This is a genomic window from Algoriphagus oliviformis (assembly GCF_017254915.1).
Lineage (GTDB): Bacteria > Bacteroidota > Bacteroidia > Cytophagales > Cyclobacteriaceae > Algoriphagus > Algoriphagus oliviformis.
The window spans coordinates 21,504-34,647 of sequence record NZ_JAFKCT010000010.1 but is presented as its reverse complement, the minus strand read 5'-3'; the positions used below and the strand labels follow the sequence as shown (position 1 = coordinate 34,647).

Annotated in this window: 9 protein-coding genes; 4 read left to right on the top strand and 5 right to left on the bottom strand. The window is 52.0% G+C overall.

The window, feature by feature from the left end:
- Positions 1-308: 308 nt before the first annotated feature.
- A complete protein-coding gene (locus tag J0A68_RS18980) occupies positions 309-2,774 on the bottom strand; it encodes a GumC family protein (RefSeq protein WP_206579824.1) in 2,466 nt (821 codons plus the stop codon).
- A gap of 3 nt (positions 2,775-2,777) precedes the next feature.
- A complete protein-coding gene (locus tag J0A68_RS18975) occupies positions 2,778-3,596 on the bottom strand; it encodes a polysaccharide biosynthesis/export family protein (protein WP_206579823.1) in 819 nt (272 codons plus the stop codon).
- 135 nt (positions 3,597-3,731) lie between these two features.
- Here J0A68_RS18975 and J0A68_RS18970 point away from each other — a divergent pair, with 135 nt between their 5' ends.
- From J0A68_RS18970 to J0A68_RS18960, 3 genes are all read left to right on the top strand, one after another.
- Positions 3,732-4,661, top strand: coding sequence for a GNAT family N-acetyltransferase (locus tag J0A68_RS18970; protein ID WP_206579822.1), 930 nt, complete (start codon positions 3,732-3,734; stop codon positions 4,659-4,661).
- Between the two features lie 203 nt (positions 4,662-4,864).
- Positions 4,865-5,866, top strand: a complete 1,002-nt coding sequence (locus J0A68_RS18965) for a polysaccharide deacetylase family protein (protein ID WP_206579821.1) — start codon at positions 4,865-4,867, stop codon at positions 5,864-5,866.
- Between the two features lie 42 nt (positions 5,867-5,908).
- Complete coding sequence (locus J0A68_RS18960) at positions 5,909-7,084, top strand: glycosyltransferase (protein ID WP_206579820.1); 1,176 nt, start codon at positions 5,909-5,911, stop codon at positions 7,082-7,084.
- Between the two features lie 140 nt (positions 7,085-7,224).
- Here J0A68_RS18960 and J0A68_RS18955 read toward each other — a convergent pair whose 3' ends face one another.
- The 3 genes from J0A68_RS18955 to J0A68_RS18945 form a co-directional block, all read right to left on the bottom strand.
- Positions 7,225-7,581 (bottom strand): hypothetical protein, encoded by a 357-nt coding sequence (locus J0A68_RS18955; protein WP_206579819.1) that lies wholly within the window; start codon positions 7,579-7,581, stop codon positions 7,225-7,227.
- 258 nt (positions 7,582-7,839) lie between these two features.
- Positions 7,840-10,011 (bottom strand): TonB-dependent receptor, encoded by a 2,172-nt coding sequence (locus J0A68_RS18950; RefSeq protein WP_206579818.1) that lies wholly within the window; start codon positions 10,009-10,011, stop codon positions 7,840-7,842.
- Positions 10,012-10,056: 45 nt separating this feature from the next.
- On the bottom strand, positions 10,057-10,386 hold the full coding sequence (locus J0A68_RS18945) for a hypothetical protein (protein ID WP_206579817.1): 330 nt from the start codon (positions 10,384-10,386) through the stop codon (positions 10,057-10,059).
- A gap of 239 nt (positions 10,387-10,625) precedes the next feature.
- Between J0A68_RS18945 and nirB the strand changes: the two genes are divergently transcribed.
- Positions 10,626-13,136, top strand: a complete 2,511-nt coding sequence (gene nirB, locus J0A68_RS18940) for a nitrite reductase large subunit NirB (protein WP_206579816.1) — start codon at positions 10,626-10,628, stop codon at positions 13,134-13,136.
- Positions 13,137-13,144: the final 8 nt, after the last annotated feature.

Genomic DNA, 13,144 nt, shown 5'->3' with positions numbered 1-13,144 from the left:
CCAAGCGGGCCGAGCTTTAACTAAACGAGAAAACTCCAGCGCGGGAAGCTATCGCTTTCCTCGTTGGAGTTTTTTTTGGCCACATATCAGCCTGCTTAAGACTTGTTAGAAAACTATGAAACAGGGCATCCAAAGGCTATTTTCTAGGTTTTTTGACAAAAGTGTTCCCTACTTGCGTCAGTTGCAAAACCATCCCCGTCAGATAAGTAGGCAATTACGCCCGGTCAACAGCAGCGCAAAACCCGAGTCTCCTCAAAAAAAAAAGCCCGGAAATTTCCCGAGCCCCAATTGCCTGCTTCTATTTCATTTTATTTCCTAAGCCTAAATGCTCTTTTCAGAACCTTGACGGGATCAAACGACTGGGTCTTTTTGATCTTCTTTTTCTTGGCATCCAGGTCCTCCCCATAGTAGTTGTACATGTATTTGTTGTTTTGTGAATACAGGTAGGTATTCCCATAGCCGTAGTTGTACCCTTCGTAGTGATAGCCGGAATTAATGATTCCATTGAACACCCCGTAGACATTCTTCACCTGTTTGTTGTTAAACAAGTCATTGATCATGACGAGGTGATCCTTGTTGGTGTAGTTTTGGCGTACCACATAGAGATTGATGTCAAAGAGTCGCATGAGGTCAATGGTCTCGGAAACCAGGCCCATGGGAGGAGTATCGAAAATCACGATATCAAAACGCTGCTCCAAATAGTCCAAAAACTCCGGCAGCTTTGGGGTCTGGAGGAGCTCTGCCGGATTCGGCGGAATCACACCTGAGGGCACAAAAAAAAGATTTTCCTGCTGCGTCGGCATGACAATCGATTCGGCGCTCGCCTTCCCGATAAGGTAGGTGGACAAGCCCACTTTTTCGGAGTGTTCGAAATAGCTGGCTAGCTTGGGCCTACGCAAGTCCGCTCCCACCACCACGGTTTTCTTGGAGCCCAGCGCCATCGCGGAGGCCAGGTTGAGTGAGGTAAAAGTCTTCCCTTCACCGGAAACAGAGGAGGTGACCAAGATTTTCTTCGTGTTTTTGCCCGAAGCCAAATAGGTGATTGCCGACCTCAGAGACCTAAACGACTCAGCAACCGCAGACTTGGGATGGTCCAACACCACCTTGTTGGTGTCTTTGGTACTGTAGCCTATGACGCCGAGCTGGGGGATCATGAAGTGTTTTTTCAGGTCCCGCTGGTCCTTGATGCTTTCGTCAAACATATCCCTCAGGACGATGAAGCCAAAGGGCAAAAGCAAACCTAGCGCTACAGCCAAGCCATAGTTTTGTGTCTTCTTGGGAAATACCAAAGTACCCTTCTTTGCCAAGTCCAAAATAGCATTGTCCGATACGTTGGCCGCCCGGGCAATCCCCGCTTCGGCCCGCTTCTCCAAAAGATAGGTGTAGAGGGATTCCCGCAGTTTGAACTCCCTGAAAATACTCGTGTACTGGGACTCGGACTCGGGCAAAGTCGCAAACTGCGCATCGTACATCCTGATCTCGTTCACGATACCCTGCTTTTGTTTTCTTGTGTTCTCGATCAGGTTGACCACGTTTTCAAATAGCGCATCTTGCACCTTGGTCATCTGAACGTCTATCTTGATTACTTCCGGGTGGTTTTCGTTGACAGTAGCCAAGAGCTTTCTCCGGTCTTGGGAGAGCGTCACCAGGGTTTGGATCAGCCCGTTTAGCAGAGGATCCGGCACCCCGATCACCGAGGGTGCGATCACATCAGAGTAGTCCTTGCTTTTGCGCTCCATATAGCTACGGATTTCCTCAAAGTACTGAAGCTGAAAATCGAGCTCGGCACTCCGCTCGTCCAGCGTATTCATCTTGCCAAGAATATTGGAAAATTCGGCCGAGACATCCAGCATCTTGTTGTCCACTTTGAATCGCTGCAGCTCCCGCTCTTTTTCCTTGAGTGAATCTTCCAAAAAGCCCAGCTGCTCCTCAATGAAGCCGATTGTGTTTTCCTGGATTTTGTTTTTCTCGTTTAGGTCATATTCGATATAGGACTGCATCAGGGCATTGATGTAGTCTCTGCCCTTTTCAGGGACTTTCGTGGTGGTACTGAGTCTCAAGACTGAGGAGTAGTTGTTTTCCAAAACTACCTGCACGGAGCCTGCCAGCCGCTCTTCCAACACCGTAGGATTGATCAGCCTGAAGACTATCAATTCTCCAGAGCGGGAAGGATTGACCAGATGAACGACAAACTTAGACCTGGAGGTCTCAATTTCCTCCCCAAAGGTATAGGTCTTGTCGTAGATCGACTCGTCGCCCGCCGCCTGTACCGAATTGAAGTCCATCAGGCCTCCCTCTGGTTGGTTGAGTTTGAAATTGGATTCGGAGAGGATCTCCAGCTCCACGGGTACATCCGTCACCTGAAGATGGTCCCAATCCACCGCAATCCTCACCGGGGAGCGGTCGTATAGCTCTATATCTTTGATGTTGGTTTTTGCATAGTACTCCACATCAAAATGAAGCTTTCCCAGGGCCTCCCGAGCCATGTTTTTGGAGCGAAGGCGGAGAATGTCATTTTCAAGGTTGATCCCCGAGTTGAAAATATTGGACCTATCCATGATCCTCGACTCGGGAGTATTGCTGTTTTTGATCACCAAGGACCCAGTCACTTCGAATTCGTCCACCGTGTAGCGATGAAACAAAAAGACCCCGGTGACAAAGATCAGGATGAAAAGCACATACCAAGGCCAGTAGCGGATGTACTTGGCTATCACATACTGGATTTCCAGTGCCTTTTCCTCATTGTCCAGCTGACTGAGATCTAACTTCTCCATAGTTTACAATTCCCCGCTTACCAAATTTACTATTAATAGTACGGATGCCAATAGTCCGGCGATCAGGGCAAGTGAGGCCGTCAGGTTGTCCGCCGTACCGATCTGCCGGATTCTCATAGGTTCGAGGTAGAGGATATCGTTGGGCTGGATAAAATACCAAGGGCTGCCCAACAAAGCCCGGTCGTTTAGGTTGATCTGGTGGATTTTTGTCCCGTTGTCGTATTGACGGATAAGGAACAGCTTATTCTTCTTGGCAAGAAGGGAAGTCTCCCCCGAATTCGCCAGCGCATCAAATATGGTCGCCCGGTTTTTGTAAATGATCTGTACACCCACTGAGTTGAACTCACCCAGCGTGGTGTAGCGGATACCGGCGATCCTGAGTCGGACAAAGACCTCCTCCTTGAAGTATTCATTGATTTCCCTTTGCACGAGCTGCTTTGCTTCTTCCTCAGTCAGGCCGGCTATCCTCAGTTTTCCGAGTTTGGGAATCTCCACCATTCCGTCTTGGTCTATGGAAAAGCCCGTCATATACAGCGGGTCACTGCCAGCCCCGCCACCTCCGCCTCCTCTCATCCCCAAATTTTGGGGCTCATTGAGAAAAGTAAATCCCTCTACCAGCTCCGGATCTGCGCTGGCAAAGTCTATCTGCACGATATCAAAGGGTTGGAGCACGTACTTGTACTCCACCTCCGCAAAGGGAATAAACTCATCCAATTCGATCGCTGTACTGTCGGATAGATTTTGTAAATACGTGATCCGCTTGTTGCTGATACAAGATACCGTAAGCAATACCAGGCAGGATAGGTAGAAAATACGCTTCATTCAGGGTGATTTGAACTCAATGAATCAAATATATACAAATGTGATTGAGTATCCTCAACTGGGCCCCTCCCCCTTCTCTTTGCCTTGCCCAAACCTGAGCATGACCAGCGGCAGACATCCAAAGCAAACCGGCCGATGACTATACGCCCAGCAGACCAAGGCGACCTCCCTGCCATCATAGACCTCCTGCGAGCTTCTCTTGGGGAAAAACTCACCCCCAAGTCGGAAGCGTTGTGGAGATGGAAACACCAAGCCAACCCCTTCGGAAAATCGCCCGTACTCCTCGCCGAGGATGCCGGGGAGCTGGTCGGTGTAAGGGCTTTTTTGAGGTGGGAGTTTGAGCATCGAGGCAAAACCATCCGGGCATGCCGGGCAGTCGATACCGCCACCCATCCTGATTTCCAAGGAAAAGGGATATTTAGCAGGCTAACGACCAAGCTCGTCGAGCAGGTTTCCGGCGAAGGCGTCCACGTGATTTTCAATACCCCCAACGTCAAAAGTGCTCCGGGCTATCTGAAAATGGGCTGGAAAGAGTGGGGAAAGCTTCCCCTTAGAATCAGTCCCCACCTGAATGCCAGATCCGGCTCCAAAGACTCCGTCGACTGGAAAAGCATCGCCACTCTAATCCAAAATTTAGAAAACCAAGAAAAATGCAGCCCCAAAATTCGGACACGACTGGTGCCCGGATACATCAGGTGGAGATACCAAGACATTCCACTGGCTGACTACAAGTTTTTGAGCGACGGTGAAAGCTACCTCTTGGTATATAGGATCAAAGCGGGAAAATTGGGAAGGGAATTCAGGCTTTGTGATATTTTCACCACCCACGACCTGAGAGAGCAACAATCCAAAGACCTCGGGAGGCTTCTCGGCATGGAAATCAGGAGTTCCGGAGCCAGATTTTCATCATCTTCCGGGCTCGCCCCCCAGATCGGAAAGTCATTGCCGACTGGGCTGGTGACGCTACCCTTCGGCCCCTTGGTGACCATCCGCGAGCTAAGTTCAGGTGAGGCCATTCTCGACCAAGATTGGGGCTGGACCTTAGGGGATCTGGAAGTGTTTTGACGGATACAATCCCCCACAATCCATTTCTGTACAGCCTCACACCATTGGATCTTTACTAGATCGATCTATCTTTAGGCGAACTACTTGTCGAGCAAGCCCAAAAACCAAGAAGCGCAAGTCGAAGTATAGGCCGGTTTCCTTCAGGCCGAAAAGAAATAGACGAACCATAGAATTTTTGCCAATTTCAAATTTTTAAGACCTCCATGCCCCAGCCTGTCTTCACCATCTCCCTTGACTTCGAGCTGCTTTGGGGTGTATTTGACAAAGTAGGCAATTCCTACCCGCCCGATTACTTCGCCAATACCCGCGAGCTGGTACCACGGATACTTGACGCCTTTGGTAATCACGGCATCGAAGCGACCTGGGCCACGGTAGGGATGCTTTTCGCTGAAAATGAAGAGGAATGGCACCACTACTCCCCCGTCCACAAGCCATCTTATCGCGACGTAAAACTGTCGGCTTACGAGTTTGCAAAACAGAAGGGACTGGATCCAAAAGTCCATTTCGCTCCTGAGCTGATCAAGAGAATTTTGGAAACCCCAGGCCAGGAGCTCGGTTCCCATACCTTTGCCCACTACTACACCCTCATGCGGGGCCAGAGCCCCGAACAATTCCGCCATGACCTGAAAGCCTCGCAACGTATCGCGAACGAAAAATTTGGCGTACGCCTGAAATCGCTGGTCTTCCCGAGGAATCATATCAATGAGCTGTACCTGCCCATATGCCTCGAAGAAGGCTACACCCAGGCAAGAAGTAACCCAAAGGACTGGTTTTGGCAGGAGACCCAACACGAAGACTTCAGCAAAAAATGGTTTCGCTCGGCGGATTGCTTTTTCCCAATTGGCAAAAGGACCTCATTCGTGCCAAATGAGCTTATTGCCCTTCCTTTAGAACCTTTGTTGATTCCCGCTTCGCGAATTTTGCGTCCCATATCGAAAAACAACATGCTATTCAATGCGGTGCGTCTCAGCAGGGTAAAAAAAGAGATGTCACTGGCTGCTAGATTGGACGAAACCTACCATCTTTGGTGGCATCCCCACAATTTCGGCACTGATCCAGCGGCAGCGATGGCCGAGCTGGAGGATCTGCTCTCCCACTTCCAAAAGCTAAAGGCGGAATACGGGATGGTCAGCAGAAACATGGAAAACCTCGCCGCAATGGTCTGCTCAAGAGCTAATCCAGAAACAATGGCGGTGGGTCGCTAGCCTACCCGGTGACCGGGGCCAACAATGGGGAAAAGCAACCGTATGCAGCGCAAAGTAAAAGACAAAATAAAAGTACTTCACCTGATCAAAAGCTTGGGCCGCGGCGGAGCCGAAAAACTGATTCCGGAAACTGTCTTGGTCCATGATCAAAGCCTTTTCGAATTCCATTGCATTTACTTTTACCATCAGGAAAGCAACATCGCCGAAGAACTGGAAAAAGCGGGGATAAAAGTAAGCCTCATCCCCTCAAGCAACTTGGGTCTCTTTTTCCAGATCGGAAAAGTCCGGGATTTCATCGTCCGGCACCAAATCGACCTCATTCACGCACACCTTCCTTGGGCGGGAATTCTCGCCCGCGCCGTCGGGAAGATGCTGCCGGTACCCATCGTCTACACAGAACACAACACATGGGAACGGTACAACTTGGTATCCTACTGGGGCAACCGGCTAAGCTTCAAAAAACAGGACATTGCCATAGCCGTATCCAATGAAGTTGCGCTGTCAATGCGGCTCAACACGATCTGGGATCCTTACCGAAGAGGAGGCCGCATGAAGGTAAAAGTCATCCAAAACGGCGTCAATACAGACACGTTCTACAGAGCGGCCTCATCGGAGCTTTCCCCATCCCATCAGGATACCTTCAGCACCTTGCGATCCAAGCTTGGGATTCCCAAAGAAGCGCCTGTGGTCGGGAAAGTCGCAGTCTTTCGATCGCAGAAAAGACTTTGGCTGTGGGTACAGGTGGCCTTGGATATTCTGGAGAGCTGTCCGCAGACACACTTTCTCCTCGTTGGTGACGGAGAGTGGAGAGGCAGAATACTACAGCAAATTCAAGCCTCGGGCAAGGAAGCAAATTTTCACTGGGTAGGCGTGCAAAAGGAAGTTGTCCCCTATTTGTCGATCATGGACATTTACCTGAGCACTTCGGAATTTGAAGGATTGCCCATCGCCATGCTAGAAGCCATGTCTTGCGAAGTCGCCGTGGTCGCCACCAGTGCCGGTGGAATCGGTGAAGTGATCCAACACGGCTACCAAGGCTATCTCACCGAAATCGACAAATGGCAGGATCTCGCCGAGCACTGCATCGAGCTCATCAATAACGCGGAGCTATTGGAAAAAATGCGTACAGCCGCTCGCCAAAGAGTGCTGGACGGCTTTAGCATGAAAAGGATGGTGAACGAGCTGGAAGAGACATATCGCGAGGTCCTTTACAAATAGTCCCGCTCCTGTGTTTCCCAAAAGCTCACTTTTCCCCAACAGCCGCACCGAAAGGCTAGCCCCCTTAGACCGGATAAAAAGAAAGGGGCGCACTGCGCTTACGTTCCCATCCAGACAAAAAATCGAGCAGATGCGGAACGCTAGTCAGCCTTCTCCTTCTGCTCGGTTGCCATAGCCAAGGCCATCATCTCCAGCTCTTCCTCAAAGAAGATCGGCATGTAGTCGATCACGAATTTGGAAGTCTCCTCTCGCTCTACTGACGTGGTGTGGCCCTCAAGGTGGCTCTTTTTCTGGTTTTGCATTGTCAACAACTTTTTCTTTTCAAAATTAGACTTCACCTTAATCCTCTGTGTCGGAAGCTTCGCGCAAGCGCTGATCTCCCTGACTCCGAAGCCGGCATTTCCATAAGCTAGTGTCGGTTTTACTCCCCCTTTTAATGGCAAAAGTTTGATGCTGGGGATAGAGGTGTTGCCTTTAACAATCGTTTTTGTTCTCATCACACAAAAAATTTAGTACCCCACGAAGGTAAAAAGTAATAGGTCCAAAAACATACCCAGTACTGGGTATTTTTCTCATTTTCAACAAGAACCCGGTCATTTCCCAATCCAGCTGCCAGGTTTTGCCCAATTTTAATAAGGGCATCCGCCCCTAATTTCCCGCAAAACGCCCCCCATTCGTACCAATAGCGGCCTAAAAAAACCTGTCCTTAAAAAGACAGGTTTTTTGGAAAACAAAGCAGAGACTTGCCGGGAAACCTACAATATCCTGAGCTTAAAGCCTCCGTTGATCACAAAGCCATCCACGGGAGCGTAGATGTCACGAAACTGGGGATCGCTGATCGAGCCGGTGAAAATCGTGTCAAACGCAGTCTGCCGGGTGTCCAGAAAATTCTCAAAGTTCAAAAACACGGAAAGCCGCTCCCCAAAGCTTTTCTCGGTCATCAGGCCTGTAATCCAGTAGGACTTTCCGGTCTCGCCATCACCAAGCAGCTGGGGGCTGTAGTAGTAGGCTTCCAGCCCTATCCTGAAATTTTCGTGTTTCTCGTACATCAGCACATTGTTTAGCCGATGTTTTGCCACCAGAGCGTATGCTTGGCTTTGCCCGCCGTACTGTTGGGCCACGTCCGCCAGCGTATAGCCAACAAACAACTTGAAGTCCCGATAGGCCCACTTCATGTTCACCTCCATGCCCTGCGTCCTCAATTGTCCCTCAGGTTGCTGAAATTCATAGAACTCTCCCACCCTGGTCAACACCAGTGGATCTTGGATTTGGGTCCAGAAAAGCAACGTGTTCACGTTCAGCGTCAGCTCGTTTCCCAGCGCAAGCCGATAGTTGACGTCGAGGTTTGCCCCTGCAGAGCGCTCGGCGTGGACCTGACTCGGGTCAATCGGCAGGATATTGCGAAATTGCAGGCGCTCGGCCTCTTCCGAAAAGACGGTGGGAGACTTATATCCCAGCCCTCCTCCGAGGCGAAAAGTCAGGAGCTCACTGGGCTCAAACATGGCCGACACTCTTGGCAAGGCGAAGAAGCCATAGTCCTTCTGGTAGTCCAGACGAAACCCAGACTCCAGTGTCCACTGCTCGGCGGCATTCCAGATATTTTGGACGAATCCCCCAAAGGTATTCAGGCGATAGTCCAGCGGGGCCTCGGCGTTGCCTTCCTTTTGGACAAATTGATCCGTCCAAAGATTCAGACCCCCAATCCATTCTGCCTTTGCGTCGGTTTTGGAGATGTTCACTTCGGAAAACGAAGACCATTGCTTTCCGGAAAACAAATAGTCGGGAATCTCCATGCTTCTGTCATAGAAACTGACACTGTTTTTCACGGTCAACGCAGCTTCGGAAGCCAGTTGCCGAGAGAATTGAAGCTGGCTGGATATCCTCCGGGTAGCATTGTCCTCGTAGTACGGATCGCTCACCGCCTCCCCTTGGACAAAGTCGACGTTCCCGCCAAGACGCTCCTCCTGCATCAGATTGATGCCCACCATCAGCTCCGAGCCATCCCCGATTTCCCAAAAAACCTTCGGGTTCAAAGTCAGCCGGTCAAACTTTGGTATCGCCGTCAGGCCGATGTCCGCGGGATCATAGGCCGTCCCTTTGTTGTAGGAGGCAAAGACACTTGTGCCCAACTTCCCGAAATCCTCAGAGTAAAATGTGCTGGCATCCAAACCCAAGGCCGAGGTCCCATTCAGCAAAACCCCCAACTCGGCCTCTTCCCCGGGTGTTTTGGACACCAAGTTGACCAGGCCGGCAATCGCCCCTCCCCCATAGAGAGTCGAGGAGGAGCCTTTGATGACCTCCACCTGCTTCAGGTCCAGAGGAGCGATCTGCATTAGGCTCAGCCCTCCAGAGTAGCCTGAATATAGCGGCAAGCCGTCTCGGATCAGCTGGGTGTATTTGCCGTCCAGGCCCTGGATGCGGATGCTTGAGTTATAGCTCGTGGCGGAGGTTTGCTGGGTCTGGATGCCGGTGCTTTCATTGAGCAGCATGCGGATGTCTCCGGGCTTCATGTTGCCTTTTTCGGCAAGCTCCTCCCCGGCAATGATCTCCACCCGGGTAGGCACGTCCTCTATCAGCCGAGAACTGCGCACCGACTGTACGACCAGTTCCTCCAGTTCATCCTCGTGGTGATGGAGATAGAGCACCTGCTCCTCTTCCGATTCCAGAGGGAAAGTAAGGACGAAGCGAAACGTTTCATACCCCAAAAACCGCAACTCCAGCGAGTAGGTACCGGCGGGGATTTCCTCCAGTAGGACTCGTCCATCAGCATCCGACACGGCACCTTTGCCCAGTTCTTTGAGCAGCAGGCTCGCTCCGGGCATGGGCTTGTCGGTTTCGTGGTCAATGACTTGCGCGCGATAGGTACTTTGGGACAGCGCAGGGCCTGCCCAAAACATGGCCATACAGGCCAATAAATATTTGATCATGGTTTATTTCTAAGGTGTAAAAAAGAATAAAATCCCTCGACGGGATTAGCGGCGGCCAAACGGACCTGCCGGAGGTCTCAGCAGCACTCCAAAATAGGCTTGGGAAAATGCCATTTTAAAGACCCCGTATTCTTGGGAAAATGCCTCCTGCGGAAATCCCAAAGGAAGGACAGCCCCACCTGCCTCCACAAAACCCAAACAGGTCCCGCAGGAAAAAAACGGAGAACAAGGCCGCTCGTGCCCAAAGTCTTCGTCGGCTCCGTGCAGCTCTTCCCCAGTACACTCGCTCTCGGCGCAAGTATCCTCAGCGCTACAGCAAGGCACCACGGCCATCAGCAGCACGAAAATTCCGAGAACCAGGGAAAAAATTTTCATGTCCAAAGATAGGAATTGACTCGAAACCCCGAAAAACCAAAAACTCTTCGACAGCCGAAAATGGCTGGATCGCCTTCGCTTTTCCACCTATCGGGATACGTACACCTAGATCTACGTACATGCCCAGTCTAGTTCTAGAACCATTTTTCCAATTATTTACGTAGAAATCTCCCGTTTATTTTGGAAATGGATTTTTTAAATACGTATATTTACTTACTTTTAATTCAAAATACGTAGATATGAAAAGGATTATAGTGGTCGGAAACGGAATGGTAGGCTACAAATTTTGCGAAAAACTAGCCGCCCATTCCCATCGCAGTCAGTTTGACATCCTGGTATTCGGAGAGGAAATCAGGCCCGCCTATGACCGGGTTCACCTCAGCGAGTACTTCACGCTGGAGTCTCCGGACGAGCTCCTCATGGCGTCGAGAAACTGGTACCAGGACAACGGAATCACGCTACGTACCTCCGAGCTCGTCTCTTGGATCGACACGGAAAACAAGAAAGTTACCACCCACAAAGACGAAAGCTTTGACTACGACTACCTGGTCTTGGCCACCGGCTCCTCCCCTTTTATCCCCTCCATCAAAGGCTCCGAAAAAGAGGGGATCTTCATCTACCGCACCATCGAAGACCTGGAGGCCATCCAGAGCTACGCGGAGAAGCTCAAGGCCCAGGGCAAATTCCAGTCGGCCGTATTGGGAGGTGGACTCCTAGGCTTGGAAGCCGCCAACGCCAGCAAGGAGCTCGGCATGACCACGCACGTGATCGAATTTGCCGGAAAGCTGATGCCCCGACAGCTGGACCAGCCCGCTTCCGATCTGCTCCAGGCCAAGATCGAAAGCCTCGGCATGAGCGTCCATCTGGGCAAAAATTCCAAGGAAATCATCGGCAACGGCCACATTGAGCGCATCGACTTTGCCGACGGCACCACGCTGCCCGTGGACATGATCATCATCTCCGCAGGCATCAGACCCCGCGACGAGGTCGCCAAAAACTCCGGTATCGCAGTCGGCGAGCGCGGCGGCATCGTAGTCAACAACAAAATGGAAACCTCCGTACCCGATGTCTACGCTATCGGCGAGGTAGCCCTCTACAACAACAATATTTACGGCCTCGTAGCCCCAGGCTATGAAATGGCCGGAGTCGCCCTCGACCAGATCATGGGCGGGGACAAACTCATGAGCCCGACCATCGACATGTCCACCCAGCTGAAGCTGGTCGGCACCGAGGTCGCTTCCTTTGGCGATCCCTTCATCGAGGGCGAAGAAGCCTTGGCCATCCGCTACGAAAACAAGCAGCGCGGCATCTACAAACGCATCAACGTCAGCAAAGACGGCTCAAAGCTCCTCGGCGGTGTCTTGGTCGGAGACTCCTCGGATTACAACACCCTTTTTCAGCTCTACATCAACGAAATGAAACTCCCCGAAAACGCCGAAGACCTGATCCTAGGCGCCCGGGGAGGCGAATCCAAAAACCTTCTTGGCTCCGTGCTCGACCTGCCTGACAGCGCGCAGATCTGCTCCTGCGAATCCGTCAGTAAAGGCGAGATTTGCGGAGCCATTACCAGCGGCGGCTGCCAAGACCTCAAAGGGGTGATCAAGGAAACCAAAGCCTCCACCTGCTGTGGGGGCTGCAAGCCGATGGTGGCGGACTTGGTGAAGGAAACCCTCAAGTCCCTGGGAAAAGAAGTCAAAGAAACCATCTGCGAACACTTCGACTATACCCGCCAAGAACTCTTTGACCTCGTGAAACTCCACAACGTCCTGGGCTATGACGACGCGCTGGATCGCTTTGGCAAAGGGCACGGCTGTGAGGTCTGCAAGCCGGTGATGGCCTCCATTTTCGCCAGCATCTTCATGGAGACTGCCAACAAGCAGGTAGCCATCCAAGACTCCAACGACCGCTTCCTGGCCAACATCCAGCGAAACGGCACCTACTCCGTCGTACCGCGCGTACCCGGAGGCGAGATCACTCCCGAGAAACTCGTCGTGCTCGGCCAGGTCGCCAAAAAGTACGACCTCTACACCAAGATCACCGGCGGGCAGCGCATCGACCTCTTCGGCGCCCAGCTCAACGAGCTGCCCCTGATCTGGAAAGACCTCATAGACGCCGGATTTGAGAGCGGCCACGCCTACGGCAAGTCCCTGCGCACCGTCAAAAGCTGCGTAGGCTCCACCTGGTGCCGCTTTGGCATGCACGACAGCGTGAGCTTTGCCATCCGCATCGAGGAGCGCTACAAGGGCCTCCGCTCCCCGCACAAGCTGAAGGGCGGCGTATCCGGCTGCATCCGCGAGTGTGCGGAGGCGCGGGGCAAAGACTTTGGCGTGATCGCCGTGGAAGGAGGCTGGAACCTCTACGTCTGCGGCAATGGCGGCGCAAACCCCAAGCACGCCATTTTGCTGGCATCCCAGCTCGACGACGAGACCTGCATCAAGTACCTCGACCGCTTCCTCATCTACTACATCCGCACCGCGGGACCTCTGGTGAGAACTGCCCCCTGGCTGGACAAGCTGGAGGGTGGCATAGACTACCTGCGAAAAGTGGTCGTGGACGACTGCCTGGGCATGGCCGAGGAGTTTGAGCGGGAGATGGACGGACTCGTGGAGCGCTATGCCTGCGAATGGAAAGAAGCCATCGAAGACCCCGAGACCATGAAGCGCTTCAAGCCCTTTGTCAATACCGACGAAGCCGACGACCAGCTGGTCTTTGTACCCCTGCGTGAACAAAAAATGCCCAAACCTTGGTAAAAGCCTTT

What these genes read in the sequence shown, in the direction of transcription:
- J0A68_RS18980 (WP_206579824.1), bottom strand. Translation starts at nt 2,774, where the DNA reads ATGGAGAAGTTAGATCTCAGTCAGCTGGACAATGAGGAAAAGGCACTG.
- J0A68_RS18975 (WP_206579823.1), bottom strand. Translation starts at nt 3,596, where the DNA reads ATGAAGCGTATTTTCTACCTATCCTGCCTGGTATTGCTTACGGTATCT.
- J0A68_RS18970 (WP_206579822.1), top strand. Translation starts at nt 3,732, where the DNA reads ATGACTATACGCCCAGCAGACCAAGGCGACCTCCCTGCCATCATAGAC.
- J0A68_RS18965 (WP_206579821.1), top strand. Translation starts at nt 4,865, where the DNA reads ATGCCCCAGCCTGTCTTCACCATCTCCCTTGACTTCGAGCTGCTTTGG.
- J0A68_RS18960 (WP_206579820.1), top strand. Translation starts at nt 5,909, where the DNA reads ATGCAGCGCAAAGTAAAAGACAAAATAAAAGTACTTCACCTGATCAAA.
- J0A68_RS18955 (WP_206579819.1), bottom strand. Translation starts at nt 7,581, where the DNA reads ATGAGAACAAAAACGATTGTTAAAGGCAACACCTCTATCCCCAGCATC.
- J0A68_RS18950 (WP_206579818.1), bottom strand. Translation starts at nt 10,011, where the DNA reads ATGATCAAATATTTATTGGCCTGTATGGCCATGTTTTGGGCAGGCCCT.
- J0A68_RS18945 (WP_206579817.1), bottom strand. Translation starts at nt 10,386, where the DNA reads ATGAAAATTTTTTCCCTGGTTCTCGGAATTTTCGTGCTGCTGATGGCC.
- nirB (WP_206579816.1), top strand. Translation starts at nt 10,626, where the DNA reads ATGAAAAGGATTATAGTGGTCGGAAACGGAATGGTAGGCTACAAATTT.